A 19,184-nucleotide genomic window follows, 5' to 3' on the forward strand; every position below is an offset into this window, starting at 1 on the left:
CACCCTTAGTGCGACAAATTACGATTTTTTATTAAATAAAATACTGATTATCAATTGAATATATTTTCTTAGTTCTACAAGGGGACAAGTCAGGACAAATTACGATTTTTTATTAAATAAAATACTGATTATCAATTGAATACATTTTCTTAGTTCTACAAGGGGACAAGTCAGGAGCCGTCCCTAGCGGAAACTTTTGTGGTTTTAACTCACACTTACCTTCCTATATCCCGGATGTGCACACCAAATTCTCACCAAGTAGTAACAAATCTTTCGAATTTAGAATGCTGCATCTAGAGAGATCCTCTTCTCAGGAAAATAAACTCCGCTTGCAGCAAAAAAATGAAGTAAACTCTAGATAATCTACTTTCTGTTGAAACTGGCCCGATGAATATTTATGCCTTTAAAAGTTTATTGATAGAATTTCGATCGGCTTGAGAGAATCTAAACTATAGAATTTTATTACCTTTACTCACCAAGTAAAATGGTTCACTGTTAATGAATATCATTTTTTTGTAGGTTAATCGTAATTATTTTATTCACCTAGAATTAGTGTAATAACACATTAATTTAAAGGGGAATTGGTTTAATAACGTATTAGTTCTGTCAGTGTCGGTCTAAGAAACCTATATGTATCAAAGGGAGAAATATACAAACTTACAGGTAAAATAATGGTCATGCTTTGACCTTTTTATGGGTTGACCTTGACTAGAATGTTAAATGATCTTAGGATTCTAGATGCTATGATTTTGTAGTAAAACAGCTATAATTCATCGAAATTCTTTAATAGTAGTGGATGATTAACTAAAATAGTTCTATCTTTGATCACTAAACTATTGGTTCGCCAAATTTGTATTAGACATGTTTAATCTAAACTTAAATGAAAAATATTGCATTCGTTTTAATTTCCTTAATAAGTATCACTAGTTGTTCTAAGATTGAGGATATTTATAAAGAGACCCCAAGAGAAAATTCGAATTTATTTAATGGTAATTTTGTTATATCAGAGGCATTTAATTGGTCGTCTACAAAGACTATTGATGTACGTATTTCCGTTGAAGATAAATATAATGCAAAGTATTTCTACAAGGTAGAACTTTTTGATAATGATCCTGTTTTTGGTAAAAATGCCAACTTATTGGCAGCAGGTCTTGCAAAAGGCACCCAAGATTATACTGGACAGATTTCAATTCCTACAGCATTAGAATATATTTACCTGAAAGAAACTTCTCCAGTAGGTATTACTTCGGTTACTATGCTTGCCGTTAAAAACATTAATACATTAACTGTTTCTAAAACAGCTTCTCTCGCTGGTGTATCTACGTCTGCCTTAGGAAACCAATTACGCGCTGGTGTAGTTTTTCGTTCGGGAAGTTCTCAGGCTGTAACAACAGCTTCAATGACTGCAATTCCGACTGTAACAGTTCCTGCTAATGCGGTTCCGTTAGTCGGAAATACAGATTATGGCTGGAGTGAAGTAAATGCGAATAAAGCATTTGTGGTAAAAGCTGGAACAACTTTTACAGGTTCTGTGGCATTAAATAGTGGTGTTGGAAATATCAAAGTATATGTGGAAGGTACTTGGGATGCTTCTTCCAAATGGGCACTTGATGTGAATAACAATAACGGAATTATAGTCATGAATGGCGGTACCTTAAAGATGGCGAACTTCCAACAAGGAAATCAAGGATATTTACAGAATTTTGGTACGACCACTGTAACTAATAACCTCGGGATGTCAAATGGTTCGGGGGTGACTTACCTTAATGCAGGTACTTTAAACGTAACCAATGATTTTTCGATGTCTAGTGGAGGCACATTTATTAATTTTAGTACTGGTAAATTGAACGTTAAAAAATTCAATGCATCATCAGAAAATACACAAATAGAGAATGAAGGAACATTAACTGTTGCGGATGAATTCACTATACCAAGTACTGGACATTTTATAAATAAAGGTACAGCTACTGTTACTAATATGAAAGCAAATAGTACAGGATTAATTCGTAATCTAGGAACATTAAATGTAAAGACAGGAGATATTACCAATGCTAATGTGGAAGCAGTGTGTCATACAATATTTGAAACATTAAATACCAATGGTGGAAAGTATTTTATATTCGAAGGTTCAATGTTAAAGACTGGGACTTTGGTAGCGAGTGGTTCGGAATTTAATCTTTCAGCTTTATCTATTTTGGATGTAACTGATTTAGCACAATTTACTAGTAGCGAAAATAAAATTAAGGGTACAGGTACAACTAAGGCTTTGGCTCGATTAAAGAAAGTTCAGTCTGCACAGTCTACAAATGGTGGTATCTCGTATTCCGGTAATTTAGAGGTTGCTTGTTCTGATCATACAGCAAATGGACAGTGGAATAGATACTATACTATTACCTCGCCAGCTTCATTTGTTCCTTATGACCAATCCACGGTAGTTATTGCAAGTACAGATTGTAATGCTGGTGGTAATAATAACCCAACACCAGGTACTCCAGGTGATCAAGTAGTTCCAGAGGTGGTTTTAGGAACATATTCATATGCTTTTGAAGATCTCTGGCCTTCCCTTGGTGATTACGATATGAATGACTTTGTTGTAGATGTTAAAATAACGAAATATCAAAACGAAGCTAATAAAGTTACTAAGGTAAAGCTTGAAAACAAAATTCGTTCGGTTGGTGCAAATAGGCGTCTTGCTGCAGCAATCCAATTGGATAGAATTCCTGTTGCCAATGTGAAATCTGTAATATATAGTCAGGCAAGTTTAGTTGGTAAAAATGTTCCATTAACAGATAAAGGTGTTGAATCAGGTCAAACCTATGCCGTTGTTTCTATTTGTGACGATGCGCACAAAGCATTTGGGATATTAAATACAGACTTTATATCGACGCAAGGAGGGGGATATAATCCAGTTGATGCAGCAATTACTATAGAATTCAATACGCCGTTAGATAACTTTACGTATGAAATGTTAAATACGTTTATTATTACTAATGGTTATCAAACTAATAGAAATGAAGTGCATTTGGTAGGATATGATGCGACTGATAAAATCAATCGATCATTGGTTCTTCATCAGACAGATAATGTCATGCAGTTGTCCAAATCTAGTCCTTTTAGATCGCACGATGGTTATCCATGGGCAATATGTGTGCCCGTCTCTTTTGTCTACCCACCAGAATATAAGCGTATAACAGGTGTCTACAGTAAGTTTGAGAGTTGGGCAAAATCTGCGGGTACCACTGATCAAGATTGGTATACAACAACGGATTAATAATAAAAATTATTCCCTAACTAAGGGAATAATTTTTATTATTTACAACGTGCTACTTTTCGCAGTGAGTATATACTTCATAGTATAATTTTACATCAAAGAGCTTTTATCAAATTAGTAAGGATTGTACGATTGTTTTCGTACTATTAAGGAATAGATATACCAGTGAAGGCTCTTTTTCTTTTAGATAGATTTAATGAAAAAGAAAATATTAATTGTTGACGATAAATCTGCTATTGGACAGCTAATCAGTTTGTATCTGGGTTCAGAATATTCTTTTCAATACATGGATAATCCGGCAGCAGCACTGAGTTGGTTGCAAGAGCATAATAAGGTGGATCTTATAATTTCTGATTACAATATGCCTGAGATGAATGGGTATGACTTTTTGCTATTGCTCAAAGAAAATGCTTTCCTGAATGATATTCCTGTAATTTTCCTTTCTGGAGAAGATAGTACTATAACTCGTATTAAACTATTGGAATTAGGCGCGGAAGACTTTATTCTAAAACCATTTAATCCATTAGAGCTCAAGTTACGTATCAAGAAAACATTGAAATAATGCCGCTTTACTCCGATTATTTCTATCTGGGGAACGATCAACAGACGTTTTCTCATTTCAAGGAAAATATTGCTGAAGTATTAGCAACAAATCTAAAACAATTCACTTCTTTTTATGAGCTAAATTTACATCTCGATAACTCTGATAATCAGTACTTATCTGTTGTTTTTTATGAACAAGGTTACGATTTGGGAAAAGATCTTAATCGGTTAAGTTTATTAATTACTCGTTATCCTGAACTGTTTATTATTATCGTAGGTGATAACTTCTCTTCGGAGGTTAAGCAGGCGTATTTGAAAGCTGGTTTTAGCAGCAGTATGTACTCAAAAGCTCCAAGAGAGGTTTTTTTATCCATGAAGAAATATTTGCACCTGTATTTTGAGGTCTTGTCTCAAAAGCCGGTTACCTATGGAATAGATTTTGACTTTACTAAGATGAGTATTCCTGTTGGTAAAAGAATCTTTGATATTGTTATATCTGTTGCATTGATTTTTATACTTTCTCCATTATTAATCGCAATTTATGTGTTAATCAAGATTGAGAGTAAAGGTTCTGCAGTTTATAAATCTAAACGTATAGGGGCAGGTTATCATACATTTGATTTTTATAAATTTAGATCAATGTATGCGGATGCTGACAAAAGATTAAAGGAATATTTGTCCATGAATCAATATGCAAAGTCGAATGATTCTAATACAGATTTGATTGAACAAAAGCAGCTTAACGTCGATTTAGTAGATTTGCAGGACGTAGAATGGAATAAGCTACTTATCAGCGACGATAAAATCATGGAGGACTCTGGTGCTACGGAAAGAAGTAAAAAAGCTGCGTTTTTTAAACTGGAGAAAGATCCACGTGTTACTAAAATAGGTCGTATCTTGCGTAAATATAGCTTGGATGAATTACCTCAGCTAATTAATGTGATTAAAGGCGATATGTCAATTGTCGGCAATAGACCTTTGCCGCTGTATGAAGCAGAGATGTTAACCAACGATGCTAGCGTAGAGCGTTTTATGGCACCGGCAGGTATTACAGGACTTTGGCAAGTAGAAAAACGAGGCGATAATGGGAGTATGTCCGATGAGGAAAGAATAAATCTGGATATTATCTACGCAAAAAATTATTCTATCTGGCTGGATTTTAAGATATTATTTAAAACTTTTTCTGCTTTTATTCAGAAAGCAGATGTATGATGTGAGTACGATGAAGAAGATTCTTTTTTTAATATTGTTTATAGTGGTTCAGCATCGCTGTTATAGCCAATTTACCGTTGAGATGCTTGAAGCCATCGATTACACTAAGGTTGGACTTCCACCTTTGGAGGAACTTTTTGAAAATGCAAAGAAAAGCCCAAGTGTAGAGATGTTTGTCTCTAGGATGGCTGAACAAGACAATCTTTTGAAGACGGAAAAGCGTAGTTGGTTGAAGTATTTTAAAGTTGGTGGGTCGTGGCAGTATGGGAATATTGGAGTAAACTCTATGTTTACAGATCAATATACACCATTGTTTTATCAATATTCTGGTGCAGTTCAAAATTCTTTTTTTACAAATGCAGTAGTAGCTATTCCTTTTGATGATCTTTTTGATCGTGGTAACCGAGTTAAGAGACAAAAAATGCAGCGCCGCTCAACTGAACTTGAAATGGAGAAATGGTTTGACGAGCAGAAGATACGTATCGTTGATTCCTATGTAAAGGTTATCAATGCCATGTCGGTTCTTAAGAAAAAAATGGAGAATGTAACCCTTACTGCCGCGCAGTTGGAGATGGTACAAGGAGATTTTGCAAATGGTCACGCTTCTGTAGCTGACTTGAATGCAGCAAAAAAGATGGAACTGGAGGCCTATGAGGCATATCGCTTAACACAGACGACAATAACAAGCGAATTGCTCCATTTGGAGATCTTAAGTAAAACAAAAATTATATCAAAGTAGCATGGGGATTTTAATATATATCATTAAGTCATTATATAGATTTAAGTGGTGGTTGATAATCCTGCCATTGCTTGTGGTGGGTATCGTTATTTACGAAACACGGCATATGAATAGAGTGTATGAATCCGATATGACAATTTATACGGGTGTGATCTCTACCAATGGTAACGATTTGTCGCAAACAACGGCACAAGACTGGAATATATTAAAAAATTCGCTGCTGAATATTATTAATACAATATCTTCCAAGGAAACGCTAAGAACAGTTTCTCTTCGTTTATTTGCGAGATCCATGATTAATGGGGATCCAGGTAAGGATAATGTCTATATTTCTGCTGAACATTACAAAGAACTTTTAAAAATAACTCCAAAAGAGGTATTGAAATTGATCGATAAATCATCCGAAGATCGGACTGTTGAAAATTTGAAGAACTATGAAAAAGTAGATGCTGATAATTTTGTTTATGGTCTATTCAATTGGAATCATCCATACTTTAGTTATGGTGCATTAAAAAAATTACTAATTAAGCAGGTCGACAATAGTGATATCCTTTCTGTGACTTACGAAAATAATGATGCTGGTATAACCTACCAGACGCTGAATATTTTGAGTGAGGTTTTTGCTGATGAATACCGTACTCTTCAATATGGCAACACCAATAATGTAATTAAATACTTTGAAGCGGAACTTGCTAGAATTGGAAAGGACCTTTTTTTAAAAGAGGATTCACTTACTAATTTTAATGTGCGTAACCGCGTAATACATTATGATAAGCAGACCGAGGCTATCACTATGCTAGATAAAGATTATGCTATTCGAGAGCAGGATGCCCTGGCAGCACGTGATAAGGCAAAGGCTACTATTAATCAATTGGAAGTAGGTATAGGGGAGAACGTTAAAAGTATAAAGAATAATGCTCAGTTTTTGGCGAAGTTGAAACAGATTGGCGATATCAATTATTCAATTTCTCAGATTGAATCCTATCAGGCTGACTCGAGCTTCTTAACCTTACAAAATCCGGATGATACTCTCTTGAAACTTAAATCTAAGTTAAAAGAGCAAGAGTCTGATTTTAAGGGTTTTATTGATGATTACTCTAGTCAAAAATATACACGAAATGGCTATCCTAATGCAAATTATGTGGTGCTGTGGGTAGACGAGCTTCTTAAGTTGGAACAGGCTCAGGCAGAGATTGAGGTGGTTAACAATTTTAAAAAAGAGCTCGATAACATGTATTCGCATTATTCACCTATAGGCTCTTTGCTCAAGCGACAGGAACGAGGAATTAATTTTACCGAACAAAACTATTTGGCTGTTTTAGGTGGACTAAATGCTGCACGATTGCGACTTAAAAGCATAGAAATGAATTCTGCGACGCTGAAGGTAATCAATCCGCCTACATTTCCGCTAAATTCTAAGCCTACAAAACGCAAGATGTTGGTTGCTGGATCGTATTTTGGCACTTTGTTTTTTTTGCTTGGTTGTGTATTATTGTTGGAAATGCTTGATCGTACCTTGCGCGATAAATTCAGGACCGAACGTATCACCAAAGGCAAAGTAGTGGGGGCATTTCCGAAAAACAACCTTGGACGTTATCAGAAAGATATCGAAGAGATTGCTTCTAAAACTATAGCTAATCAACTTTTTGGCTATTATTCATCTCAAAAGCCTTCAAATTATATTAATATATTAAAGTTAGATCCATTTCTCGATACGCAAGATTTGCAACAGCGCATAATGAAGGAGTGGCAGGAGATAGGCTTACATGTGGGAATTCTGGAAGAAGGTACACATTTTAATGCTACATCCAGAGAGTTTTTGGTTATGGGTGGATTGTTAGAACAAATACAATCTTTAGGTAATGACTTGACCTTTGTTGTGCATGCAGACCTCTCTAAAGTACCTGTTCCCGCTGATTATCTAGATCATGCGTCTGTTAATGTATTAGTTTTAAATGCCCAAGCCGTTTGGAAAGAGGATGATGAAGAGGCTTATCGTGACCTGCTGAAACGCATTGGTAATACACCGCTTGTTTTGTGTTTGTGTCACGCTGACCGGTTCACGATAGAAACTTTTACTGGAATGCTACCACCTTATTCATTATTAAGAAAGTTGGAATACAAGTTTTCGCAATTAGGAATTACTGCATCGAAAGGTTAATTAATCGCGACCATGTCCATGCTACAAAAAATAAGTGAAGGGATTTTAAATCACATCGGCTTGAAGATATTGGCTGTAGTGAGTTGTCTGTTTCTATCTTTTTTAGCAATCTCCGCTGGATTAATACCGGCTTTGGGTTTTGCAATGTTGCCTTTTATTCTTTGCTTCCTAATTATTTGTTTAAAGCACCCATACATAAGCTTCATATTTCTGTTTACAGTATGTTTTTTTATCATGGGGATAATGCGATATGTCCAATTGCCTTTACCAGCGGGTATTTTGGTTGATATTGTAATTCTTTTCAATTTTATAGTCATTTCAATAAATCATAATTACAGGAATTACAATCCGACATTTAAATTGCCTGTTTTTTTTCTAATATCATTATGTTGGTTGGCATATTGTCTGGTGCAGATTTTTAATCCAGATGGATCAATTAGTAATTGGGTAGTTACAATACGCAGTACAGCACTTTATATTTGTTTGTTTCAGTTTTTGGTGTATTACGTCTTTACGGACTATAATAAAGTCCGCTATTTTTTACTTTTCTGGGGGGCTTTGGCATTCTTAGCAGCATTAAAAGCAGTAGGGCAAAAATTTATAGGCTTCGATACCAATGAAACTATCTGGTTATATACACTGGGTGCCCATACGCATGTTATCTACAGTGGAATCCGTTTTTTTTCTTTTTTTACTGATGCAGCGAACTTTGGATGTCATATGGGGATGGCTATGGTTGTCTTTTCTATTTTGTCATTCTATGAAAAAGATCGTATAGTAAAAGTGTTTTTTATCATTGTAGCTATTTCCACGATGTATGGAATGTTTATTTCGGGAACTCGCTCAGCAATTGCAATTCCCTTTGCAGGATATGCATTTTACATTCTTTTGCTAAAACGTTGGAAACTCATGGTTTTGGGAGGATTTGTTTTACTGATTATGTATTGTTTCTTTGCTTTTACAACAATTGGAAGTAGCAATGCCGATATTAGACGCATGCGTACTGCATTTCAGTTTACCGAGGATGCATCGTTTATTGTCCGTCAGGAGAATCAGCAAAAGATGAAAGAGTTTATGGGAGATTATCCAATTGGTTTGGGTATTGGTACTGCCAAACATAGTAAAGAAGGAGATCTCTTGCATGGACTCCCAACGGACACCTCATTAGTATTTATATGGGTAGAAACGGGAGCAATAGGTTTGGTAATCTATCTTCTGCTTTGGTTTAGCTGTTTGTCCATAAGTTTTTATTATGTTTGGTTTAAATTGAAGGATCCTGAAGTCCTTGCCATTTGTACAGCAGCTGCCGCTGGTATTGCTGGTATGGCTGTCGCGGGTTACGGTAATGAAGTATTGCATCAATTTCCTACCGGACAGACGATCTATATCTTGATGGCTATTGCGATGATTTGTCCCTATTTAGAGCGAAATAAAAATCATGGAAGAGAAATCCATTAAAATATCATTTATTACAGTAAATTTTAATGGAATTCAGCATACTGCTAATTTGCTAGAAACGATATTCAAGCAAGCCTTCGAATTTCCTTTTGAAGTAATCGTTATCGATAATGGTTCTACCCAGAATGAGTATGATGCTCTAAAGACGATGTTTCCCAAAATTAAGGGCGGTTATCAAACTCAAAATCTGGGATTTGCTGGTGGCAATAACGTTGGTATCAATCTTGCTAAAGGGAAATATTTTTATTTCCTGAATAATGACACATTGTTGCCAGCTAATGCGGAGAAACATCTAAAAGCTATGATGGCATTCTGTGCGGATAGACCTGAGGTTGGTGGACTCTCGCCTAAGCTAATCTATAAAGAACCTGAAGGCTTAATACAATTCGCTGGAAGTACCCCGCTGAGCAGATTAAGCATTCGAAATAAGCAAATAGGATATAAGATATATGATCAAGGACAATTTGATCAAATTAGAGAAATTCCTTATTTTCATGGGGCAGCGATGTTTGTACCCAAAGCGGTTGTTGATGAAGTTGGTGGGTTGCCAAGCCATTATTTTCTCTACTATGAGGAACTCGATTGGTCTTGTAGCATTACAAAATACTATAAACTCTTTTATTTTCCAGAAGCTTCTATTGTTCACCTAGAGAGTGTTTCCACAGGTATAGATTCTCCTTTTAAAACCTTTTATTTGACACGTAATCGATTAATATTTGCCTATCGACAACGTAAAGGTATAGTAAGATGGCTGGCCTTGATTTATCTGACGTTTGTGGTTTCAATTAAATCACTTAGCGGTTACATTATTAAAGCCCAAAACGAACATATCAAGTCGTATCTCAAAGGACTGTTTTCTGCTTATATTTGGATTTTAAACTTTAAGCGATAAGAGATATGGCTCTACTGTATTGGTATTTGGATATTATTTTATTTACAGTCTTTTCTCTATGGGTAGCTTATGTCTTGCTCTTTGCACTTGCTTCCAAAAGAAAAATGACATTCACTTATCCCAAGGCGGAACGAAAGACACGTTTTGCTGTTTTGTTTCCCGCCTATCGTGAAGATAATGTGATAATACAAAGCGTGCTTCATTTCAAAAATCAGCAATATCCTTCTGCATGTTATAAGATCATTGTAATTTCGGATCAGATGGATCCCCAAACGGATGCGCAGCTTAGCGATTTAGGCGCTATGATATTGCATCCCAATTATCTCAAGCGATCCAAAGCAGCTGCGTTAAGACTGGCTATGTCTAAACTGGATAGTAGTAATTTTGATGCTGTTGTTATTATGGATGCCGACAATTTGGCTAGCTCCACATTTTTAGATCAGCTAAATAATGTATTTGCTAGTGGGATAATTTCTGCGCAAACTCATCGTGTTGCAAAGGAAATTGGGACAACTACTGCCTTGTTGGATGGGGTTAGTGAAGAAATCAATAATTCCATATTTCGCAGGGGGCATGTTCAACTTGGTCTTCCCTCCGCGCTTATCGGATCGGGTATGGCCTTTGAATTTAATTGGTTTAATAAACGTGTTCAGGACATTGACTCTACAGGTGAAGACAAACTTTTAGAGTATTATTTGTTGCTCGATCGTATGCATACGGCATATTTAGAGGATGTGTATGTGCTGGATGAGAAAATTCAAAATACAGGCGATTTTTCAAATCAACGTCGGCGTTGGATTGCATCACAGATCGATGCTTTTAAGTTAGCAAGTAAAAAGTTTGGTGTTGCAATTTCTGAAGGCAATTGGCCACTGATAGATAAAATATTCCAGTGGTCTATGCCACCTAGAATCATAATGCTCGGTCTTATTCCGTTATTTATGGTTATTTCGATGTTCTCTCCTGTGGTTTCATCTTACAAGTGGATTATTTTGTTCACCTTGTATATGCTTGCATTAGCATTAGCAATTCCCGCTCGACTGTTCACCAAAGAGCTTTTATACGCTATTTTTTCACTACCCCGTTTGTTTTTTGCAATGCTCAGGAGTATTCTATACTTTCGTTCAGGAAGAACAGTTTTTATTCATACCACACATGGAATAAAGAAAAAAAAGGAAGACAATATTAATTGATAAAAGGCGAATTATAATTAAAAATACGACCTTGCAAATGTACTTGAAAAGAAAAATTAAGTCATCACCCTGGCTGAAAAAAATTGTCCATGGTTTATTAATGGATCCAATACGTACTCGTCCTCGGTGGTATGTACGTATGTTTCAATTTATCTATGTGAAAAGGGGTAAAAGATCAGTCATCTATAGAAGTGTACGAAGAGATCTAGTTCCCTTTAACCAATGTATTATAGGTTCAAATACAGTAATTGAATCCTTTTCGGTGCTCAATAATGCGGTAGGAGATATAATGATCGGGGCATACTCTAGAATTGGCATAAGCAATACTGTGATTGGCCCGGTGGTGATTGGGGATTATGTAAATATTGCTCAAAATGTAGTGATTTCAGGTTTGAATCACAACTATGAGGATATTACTAAAAATATAGCTGACCAGGGGGTGAAGGTTAACCCTGTTCAAATTGCTAGTGACGTATGGATTGGAGCTAACGCTGTGATATTGTCTGGTGTTTCTATTGGTCAGCATGCTGTTGTCGCAGCTGGCGCTATCGTGACCAAGGATGTTCCTGCTTATACTGTCGTGGGGGGTAATCCTGCCCGTGTAATAAAAAAATGGGATCATGAGCAAAACAAATGGATTAGAAGTGAGGCAACCTAAAGTAAGTGTGGTTATGCCAGTATTCAACACCCAAGAGTATGTTGGACGGGCTATACAGAGTATCGTTCAACAAGACCTAGATGATTGGGAATTGATTTTGGTTAATGATGGATCTACGGATGGAAGTTTAACTATATTACAAGATTGGATCAATCGAGATTCGCGATTGAGACTTATTAATCAAAAGAATCAAGGTCTTTCAGGAGCACGTAACACAGGGATTTCTGCAGCTAATGGGGTTTATGTCTATTTTATGGATAGTGACGATATCTTATGTGCTGGTGCCTTGTCGCGGTGTGCTGGTATGTGTGATGAAAAAAGTCTTGATTTCGTTTTTTTTAATGCCGAAGTTTTCAGTGATGAAATCCATGATCCGAATGTTTTACAACGATTTAATTATAAACGAAAATTTTTCCCATGTTATCGAATTATGCAAGGTGCTACTGCTTTTGAGCAGCTTATACATCAAGATGAGTTTTTTTCTTCAGCATGCCTTATTTTTACAAGGCTTAAATTTTTAGAATCTTGTCAACTTCGCTTTGAAAGAGGTATTATTCATGAAGATCAGCTCTTCACCGCGCTATTGTTCCTTAATGCCAAGCGCATTTGCTATATTCCGGAAAGTTTTTTTTTAAGACGTGTACGCCATAATTCTATTATGACAACATCATACAGTTTGCGTAATGTAACGAGTTATTTTTCCGTTGCTCGCGGTATGTTGTCCTATGCTGCCCGATACAAACAGCATCAAAAGGTGGTTAATTGTTACATATCTCAAATGCTGAATGCGGCGATATGGCAAGCACATACAATGACAAGAAGGGATCGTCTTTGGGTATTTTTCGCTTGTTTACGTGAGTGGACAACCTATATTCGACTTAAGACTTTCTTAGTTTTATTATTTAAGAAAGAAAAAACAGAGTTATGAAAAGTATGCGGCAGGAGATTTTTTCGGGTGTGTTTTTCACAGCTATAGCTAAGTATTCGAATTTGGTGGTTTCACTGGCGGTATCTGCTATCCTAGCGCGATTGTTGTTGCCCGAGCAATTTGGCGTAGTGGCAATTGCTATGGTTACAATTACTTTTCTCAATCTTATTGCAGACATTGGTTTGTTTCCAGCTGTGGTGCAGTATCGGGAGTTAGAAAAAAGAGAACTAGATGTTTTATTTTCAATTTCCTGTTACATAGGTTTGGCTCTTTCCTTGGTATTATTTTTTGGTTCATATTATATTTCGGCTTACTACGAGCAACCTTTGTTGGATGGCGTAATCCGAATTTTGTCTTTTAGTTTATTTTTTTCTGCAATTTCCGTTGTGCCCAATGCTCTGTTTTATAGAGAGCGTATGTTTAAATTTATAGCCCTTCGTAGTTTTGGTATTCAGGTTTTGGGTGGTTTATTATCTGTCACAGCCGCTTTTTATGGAGCAGGTGTATATGCATTGTTGATCAACCCTGTGCTATCGAGCATACTTATTTTTGGCCTATCCTATGCGTATTTTCCACGACGATTTAAGTTTCGATTTCGTGTGGAAACGCTTAGTCACGTTTTCAAATATTCCACATTCCAGTTTCTGTTTAATATTATTAACTATTTTAGTCGAAATGCCGACACTATTCTAATAGGTAGATATCTTGGTATGAATTGGCTAGGTTATTATGATAAAGCTTATCAATTAATGTCCTTGCCACTGCAGAATATCACACAGGTCATCACACCTGTTATACATCCTATTTTGAGTATCCATAAGCAGGATCGAAAACAACTCAGGGATGCAAATGAAAAGTTAGTACGTTTATTGGCCTTAATTGGATTTCCACTTACTGTATTTCTGTATTTTTCAGCTAGTGATTTGATTTTTTTTCTTTTTGGTAACACATGGAGCCCTGCAATTCCTGTATTTCGGATATTAAGTCTTACTGTAGGTATTCAGCTCGTGCTTTCCTCTTCGGGATCAATTTTTCAAGCTTCAGGTGACACACGTCGTCTTTTTGTGTGTGGGTTGACATCTGCAATATTGAATGTTTCGGGTATCTTATTTGCGATATTTTATTATCAATCTTTAGTTGCTGTGGCCGTTTGTTTGACCGTGACATTTAGTATAAATTTTTTTGTTACCTACTGGATTATGTATGCATTGATATTTCATGATCTTCTCTGGCGATTTTTTGCGCTATTGGTTAAGCCCGTATTGTTTAGTGTATTTTTCGCTGGACTGTTTTATGCTGTATCAATTTATCTTTTGCCTGATGGGGTGTTCCATCGTCTTATAATCAATAGTGTATTATTTGCATTCGGCCTGGGACTATTCGTATGGTATGGCGGTTACAGGGAGTATATAGATATTTTTCGAAAAAAATGAGTAGTTAACAAGAAATGAATGTTTAATAGAGGTGAAGATCACGATGAAAGGAAAGGTGTTATTTTTGGTGTTTCATGGATTTGATAAGCATAATGGTATTAGTAAAAAGATCTGGGCGCAGATACGTGGTTTAGAGCAATGTGGTGCAGATGTTCACCTATGCTATTACGATGTTTTGCCAGATGGCCGTTGCGTATGGATAGTTAATGATGAAATTATTGCTGATTTAGGCCGTGGCTTTATGGCCAAGATTAAAAAGCGTTATGATTTTTCCTGTTTAACGGAGTATGTCAAAAGACAAAAATTTTCACTAATCTATATACGCTCTTACCACAATGCTGACCCCTTTACTATAGGTATGATTAAACAATTCCGAGCAGATAATGCTCGCGTGGTAATGGAAATTCCTACTTTTCCATATGACCAAGAATATATCCGTTTTCGCGACCGAATCGTCCAATGGCCAGATCGTATCTTTCGAAGGTTATTTGCTTCACATTTGGATGCAATAGTGACCTTTTCTCCAAATGAAAAAATATTCGGGCAGCAGACGATTCGTATTTCAAATGGTGTGGACTTCGACGCCTTGCCTTTGCGAAGCCCACTTTCGCCCAAATTAGGCGAGCTACATTTGCTTGCGGTTGCCGAAATCCATTATTGGCATGGTTATGACCGATTAATTTTAGGATTGGCAAATTACTATATTGAAAATCCAAAGTTAAAAGTGTATTTTCATTTAGTGGGCCATTTTAATAATGTGGATGAAGAACGCGAATTTCGTGAGTTGGTTACTTCATCCAAATTGGATTCCTATGTTAAGTATTATGGTGCCTTATCGGGTGAAAAATTAGATCAGGTTTTTGATCATACTAGTTTTGCAATAGGTAGTCTTGGCCGGCATAGAAGTGGAATTACTTATATACGCACGTTAAAAAATAGAGAGTATGCTGCACGTGGTATTCCATTTATTTATTCGGAGGTTGATGAGGATTTTGAGGGTAAACCTTACACTTTAAAGGCCCCTGCAGATGATTCTGCTATAGATATTTCAACAATTATTTCTTTTTGTCGCAACATACAATTCGAACCTTTTGCTATTAGAAATGACATCCAAATGCTCTCATGGACGTGTCAGATGAGAAAAGTAATTGATGTATTAAAAATTAAGCTATGATGTTGTTTTTTTTAAAACTTAAAACCAGGATCAAATATAATTTAATTATTGAATGGTATAACTTTCTTTCTTTTTTCGGGAAAAAGCAGCGGGTAATACCGCATATTATGTCAATCGATCAAACAGTAGAAAAGATTGTTACCTCTGGCGCGTCGGTTAGCCGGTTTGGTGACGGGGAGATTTTGCTTATATGGGGTAAGCGAATAGGTTTTCAAAAAGAAGATTCCAGACTATCTGCAAGATTGGCTGAGGTGCTGCGAAGTAGTTTGCCGAATCATATTGTTTGTCTCTCTGATGTATTTGTACAGACGGAACGCTATAACAGGCGAGCTCGACGTTTTTGGAATGCCCACTTTTATTTGTATGGCGACTTATGGGATAGATATCTACAAAAGGATAAAGAATATGGAAATACGTTTATGACAAGACCCTATATGGATTTTAAAGACAAATCACTTGCTGCAGATTGGTTTATAAAGCTAAAAAGCATATGGCAGGGGCGTGAAATTGTTTTTATTGAAGGAGAAAAAAGTAGATTAGGAGTAGGTAATGATCTATTTGATAATACCCAGCAAATCCAACGTATATTATGTAGGTCAACTAGTGCATTTGATCACTACGATTTAATACTGCAGGAGGCTTTAAAATTAGATAAGAATAAATTGATTTTAGTGGCTTTGGGCCCGACAGCAACAATATTGGCTTATGATTTATGCCGGTTAGGGTATCAGGCTATTGACGTGGGACATGTCGATATTGAGTATGAATGGTATCTCTTGAGGGCTCAGCGCAAAGTTAATATTGCTTCGAAATATGTGAATGAAGTAGCTGGAGGGGATAGTATAGTTATGAAGGAGGAGAGAATGTATCAAAGTCAGGTAATTGTAAAACTAGTATAAAACCATGAAAATTTTGTACTATCTACCTTCCTTGTATGCTTCAGGTGGTCTAGAAAGGGTCATTGTATTTAAAGCTAATTATTTTGCTTCTAATTTTCCAGACACGGAAGTTATCATACTCACCTCTGAACAACGGGGGCTACCTAGTTATTTTCCACTTTCCGAGCGTGTTAGACATATTGATCTTGATGTATTAATTGACTATCCATTTGATCAATCAGCTCTGATGAAGACATTACGGTTTCCTAAACTTTATTCGTCTTTTAAAAGAAAGTTCATCGAAATTCTCGAACTGGAAAAACCAGATATTGTAATTTCAACAATTCGAAGGGAGATTAATTTTCTTCCACTTTTGAACGATGGAAGCTTGAAATTAGCTGAATTTCATGTGACAAAAAAGTTTTATAATCCTTCGCAGGGACGTCCCGTTTCGGCAATAATAGATTGGGTAAACCGAATTAAAGACCGGCGGATGATCCATAAGTTACGACAGATGGATGCTTTAGTTTTTCTCACTGAGCAAGAGAAAGGCTTTTGGCCAGAATTGAATAATCTGCACGTTATTCCAAATCCATCAGTTATAAAGCCCACCAAACAAGCAGGCTGTCAGGCAAAGAACGTGATAGCAGTAGGACGTTTTGCACCTCAAAAGGGATTTGATTTACTAATTAATGCTTGGTCTTTAGTTCTTAAAAAGCATCCAGATTGGGAATTGAAAATATATGGTGAAGGCATGCGGGAAAATCTGCAGAAACAAATTGATCGTTTAGCTATAGGTGAGAACTGTAAACTAGAGGATACTACTGGCGATATTGAGGAAAAATATTGTGAAAGTTCTATTTTTGTTTTGTCTTCAAGGTATGAAGGTTTTGGTATGGTCTTGGTTGAAGCAATGGCTTGTGGTGTTCCAGCAATTGCTTTTGATTGCCCCTGTGGACCAAGCGAAATCATCCGTCACGGTGAAGACGGTTTATTAGTCGAAAATGGCAATATAAGTGAATTGGCAGAAAATATTTGTGTGTTGATTGAGGATGATGAACTAAGAAAGCGCATGGGGGCTAAGGCAAGATTGAATAGTGAAAGATACCAGATGGAGCATATTGCTCCGCAATGGAAAAGCTTATTTGATAGCTTGTTATAAATTTATAGAATAACCTTATTAACCACATTATATGGAAAAAAAATTTATCCTAGCTTATGTTGTTCCAGCACTATTTTATCCTAGCGGTATGGAACGTGTACTTACGGCTAAAGTAAATTATTTTGTAAATACTTTTGGATACGAAATCCATATTTTTTTGACGGACGGTAAAGGAAAAGATCCTTATTATGCTTTAGACTCGCGTGTAAATGTACATCATCTAGATATTAATTTTGATGGAATTTTTACGCTCCCCCTGCTTCAACGAATATTGGCTTATCTTAAAAAGCAGCGGCTATTTAAAAAACGGTTAGCTAAGAAGTTAAAACAAATTAAACCGCATATTACAGTTTCTTTATTGAGACGCGACATCAATTTTATCAATGATATTGATGATGGAAGTTTGAAGGTTGGTGAGTTACATTTCAATAAACTATTTTACAGGCAGTTTACAGACGCTCGGTTACCCATTTTTTTACGCCGATTTATATCAAAAATATGGATGCAACATCTTCTGAAAAAAATAAGACGACTTAGCGCTTTTGTGGTGCTCAGTTATGAGGATGCGGGTCATTGGACAGTGTTAAATAATGTCAGGGTAATACATAATCCTTTATCTTTTTATCCTGATGAAGTAAGCCCATTAACAAATAAGCAGGTTATTGCAGTGGGACGTATTACCTATCAAAAGGGATTTGATCAACTTATTGAAGCATGGAACCTGGTCAACATGCGACACCCCGATTGGACACTTCGTATTTATGGTGGTGGTGAAGTAGAAGATCTTCAGAAGATGATAAATAATCTTGGTCTGACAGATACTTGTTTTCTTGAAGGTGGTATTGCAGATATCGGACAGAAATATAAGGAAAGTTCATTATTTGCTTTATCCTCCCGCTATGAAGGTTTTCCGATGGTTTTAGTTGAGACAATGGCTTACGGAGTGCCTGCAGTTGCTTTTGCCTGTCCTTGTGGCCCCCGTGATATTATCAAGGATGAGGAGGATGGTATATTAATTGAAAATGGAAATATTTCTTTGTTAGCAGATGGAATCTGCGCTCTAATTGAAGATGAAAATTTACGCAAGCGTCTCGGAGCAAATGCTCGTAACAACATCAAAAGATTAGAAATTGATCATATTGCTCAAGAATGGAAAACACTCTTTGATGGGCTTATTAGGCGTAAAGGAGAATAGTTTGATTATTGTTAATAAAACTTATTTTAGCTATGCGTTGAGTCTAAATTATAATAAATGGAAACAAAAATTAAATTAGATTGCTATAAGGGTAATGAACTATGAGATAAAAAAAATTGGGAATAGGTTCTATGCTATATCGGAGTTCACGAAAGATTTTGTTGTTATTAAATGCTCAAAATGCTATAGGCCGCAATTACTACTTATGGAGGCAAAAGTTCTTTGTTTCGACAAAAACAAGTTTTCTTAGCAATATAAGGAATAGGTTTTTTCAGGCTTATTAATGT

The 19,184-nt window shown here is 36.1% G+C and carries 15 protein-coding genes; all 15 read left to right on the plus strand.

Going from position 1 to position 19,184, the window contains the following annotated elements:
• The first annotated feature begins 880 nt into the window (after nt 1–880).
• Complete coding sequence (locus tag EDC17_RS14280) at nt 881–3,271, plus strand: LruC domain-containing protein (protein WP_132778718.1); 2,391 nt, start codon at nt 881–883, stop codon at nt 3,269–3,271.
• Nucleotides 3,272–3,467: 196 nt separating this feature from the next.
• Nucleotides 3,468–3,833 (plus strand): response regulator, encoded by a 366-nt coding sequence (locus EDC17_RS14285; protein WP_132778719.1) that lies wholly within the window; start codon nt 3,468–3,470, stop codon nt 3,831–3,833.
• The gene (locus EDC17_RS14290; protein WP_132778720.1) at nt 3,833–5,026 is read left to right on the plus strand and encodes a sugar transferase; all 1,194 of its coding nucleotides are present in this window, start codon (nt 3,833–3,835) and stop codon (nt 5,024–5,026) included. Before EDC17_RS14285 ends, EDC17_RS14290 begins: the two co-directional genes overlap by 1 nt.
• 10 nt (nt 5,027–5,036) lie before the next feature.
• Nucleotides 5,037–5,765 carry a TolC family protein gene (locus EDC17_RS14295; RefSeq protein WP_165894434.1) on the plus strand — a complete coding sequence of 243 codons (729 nt, stop codon included), beginning with the start codon at nt 5,037–5,039 and terminating at the stop codon, nt 5,763–5,765.
• 106 nt (nt 5,766–5,871) lie between these two features.
• The gene (locus tag EDC17_RS14300) at nt 5,872–7,926 is read left to right on the plus strand and encodes a GumC domain-containing protein (protein WP_132778722.1); all 2,055 of its coding nucleotides are present in this window, start codon (nt 5,872–5,874) and stop codon (nt 7,924–7,926) included.
• Between the two features lie 408 nt (nt 7,927–8,334).
• Entirely contained in the window at nt 8,335–9,384 is a 1,050-nt protein-coding gene (locus EDC17_RS14305) for an O-antigen ligase family protein (RefSeq protein ID WP_165894435.1), read from the plus strand.
• Complete coding sequence (locus EDC17_RS14310) at nt 9,365–10,276, plus strand: glycosyltransferase family 2 protein (protein WP_132778724.1); 912 nt, start codon at nt 9,365–9,367, stop codon at nt 10,274–10,276. Before EDC17_RS14305 ends, EDC17_RS14310 begins: the two co-directional genes overlap by 20 nt.
• Before the next feature lie 5 nt (nt 10,277–10,281).
• Nucleotides 10,282–11,469 carry a glycosyltransferase gene (locus EDC17_RS14315; protein ID WP_132778725.1) on the plus strand — a complete coding sequence of 396 codons (1,188 nt, stop codon included), beginning with the start codon at nt 10,282–10,284 and terminating at the stop codon, nt 11,467–11,469.
• 100 nt (nt 11,470–11,569) lie between these two features.
• Nucleotides 11,570–12,127: an acyltransferase gene (locus tag EDC17_RS17520; protein ID WP_317126063.1), complete on the plus strand. Its 558-nt coding sequence runs from the start codon at nt 11,570–11,572 to the stop codon at nt 12,125–12,127.
• Complete coding sequence (locus tag EDC17_RS14325; protein ID WP_132778727.1) at nt 12,090–13,055, plus strand: glycosyltransferase family 2 protein; 966 nt, start codon at nt 12,090–12,092, stop codon at nt 13,053–13,055. Before EDC17_RS17520 ends, EDC17_RS14325 begins: the two co-directional genes overlap by 38 nt.
• Nucleotides 13,056–13,060: 5 nt before the next feature.
• Entirely contained in the window at nt 13,061–14,488 is a 1,428-nt protein-coding gene (locus tag EDC17_RS14330) for a lipopolysaccharide biosynthesis protein (protein WP_207895772.1), read from the plus strand.
• A 43-nt stretch (nt 14,489–14,531) separates the two neighbouring features.
• Nucleotides 14,532–15,662 (plus strand): glycosyltransferase family protein, encoded by a 1,131-nt coding sequence (locus EDC17_RS14335; RefSeq protein ID WP_132778729.1) that lies wholly within the window; start codon nt 14,532–14,534, stop codon nt 15,660–15,662.
• Between the two features lie 107 nt (nt 15,663–15,769).
• The gene (locus EDC17_RS14340) at nt 15,770–16,561 is read left to right on the plus strand and encodes an SP_1767 family glycosyltransferase (RefSeq protein WP_207895773.1); all 792 of its coding nucleotides are present in this window, start codon (nt 15,770–15,772) and stop codon (nt 16,559–16,561) included.
• Between the two features lie 4 nt (nt 16,562–16,565).
• Nucleotides 16,566–17,702: a glycosyltransferase family 4 protein gene (locus EDC17_RS14345; protein ID WP_132778731.1), complete on the plus strand. Its 1,137-nt coding sequence runs from the start codon at nt 16,566–16,568 to the stop codon at nt 17,700–17,702.
• A gap of 31 nt (nt 17,703–17,733) precedes the next feature.
• Nucleotides 17,734–18,897 (plus strand): glycosyltransferase family 4 protein, encoded by a 1,164-nt coding sequence (locus EDC17_RS14350; RefSeq protein WP_132778732.1) that lies wholly within the window; start codon nt 17,734–17,736, stop codon nt 18,895–18,897.
• The last annotated feature ends 287 nt before the right edge of the window (nt 18,898–19,184 follow it).

Origin of the sequence: Sphingobacterium alimentarium (assembly GCF_004342685.1) — a bacterium.
GTDB lineage: Bacteria > Bacteroidota > Bacteroidia > Sphingobacteriales > Sphingobacteriaceae > Sphingobacterium > Sphingobacterium alimentarium.

Excerpts from the sequence above, each read along its gene's own strand:
- EDC17_RS14280 (WP_132778718.1), top strand. The coding sequence starts at position 881 with ATGAAAAATATTGCATTCGTTTTAATTTCCTTAATAAGTATCACTAGT.
- EDC17_RS14285 (WP_132778719.1), top strand. The coding sequence starts at position 3,468 with ATGAAAAAGAAAATATTAATTGTTGACGATAAATCTGCTATTGGACAG.
- EDC17_RS14290 (WP_132778720.1), top strand. The coding sequence starts at position 3,833 with ATGCCGCTTTACTCCGATTATTTCTATCTGGGGAACGATCAACAGACG.
- EDC17_RS14295 (WP_165894434.1), top strand. The coding sequence starts at position 5,037 with ATGAAGAAGATTCTTTTTTTAATATTGTTTATAGTGGTTCAGCATCGC.
- EDC17_RS14300 (WP_132778722.1), top strand. The coding sequence starts at position 5,872 with ATGAATAGAGTGTATGAATCCGATATGACAATTTATACGGGTGTGATC.
- EDC17_RS14310 (WP_132778724.1), top strand. The coding sequence starts at position 9,365 with ATGGAAGAGAAATCCATTAAAATATCATTTATTACAGTAAATTTTAAT.
- EDC17_RS14315 (WP_132778725.1), top strand. The coding sequence starts at position 10,282 with ATGGCTCTACTGTATTGGTATTTGGATATTATTTTATTTACAGTCTTT.
- EDC17_RS17520 (WP_317126063.1), top strand. The coding sequence starts at position 11,570 with ATGGATCCAATACGTACTCGTCCTCGGTGGTATGTACGTATGTTTCAA.
- EDC17_RS14325 (WP_132778727.1), top strand. The coding sequence starts at position 12,090 with ATGAGCAAAACAAATGGATTAGAAGTGAGGCAACCTAAAGTAAGTGTG.
- EDC17_RS14330 (WP_207895772.1), top strand. The coding sequence starts at position 13,061 with ATGCGGCAGGAGATTTTTTCGGGTGTGTTTTTCACAGCTATAGCTAAG.
- EDC17_RS14335 (WP_132778729.1), top strand. The coding sequence starts at position 14,532 with ATGAAAGGAAAGGTGTTATTTTTGGTGTTTCATGGATTTGATAAGCAT.
- EDC17_RS14340 (WP_207895773.1), top strand. The coding sequence starts at position 15,770 with ATGTCAATCGATCAAACAGTAGAAAAGATTGTTACCTCTGGCGCGTCG.
- EDC17_RS14345 (WP_132778731.1), top strand. The coding sequence starts at position 16,566 with ATGAAAATTTTGTACTATCTACCTTCCTTGTATGCTTCAGGTGGTCTA.
- EDC17_RS14350 (WP_132778732.1), top strand. The coding sequence starts at position 17,734 with ATGGAAAAAAAATTTATCCTAGCTTATGTTGTTCCAGCACTATTTTAT.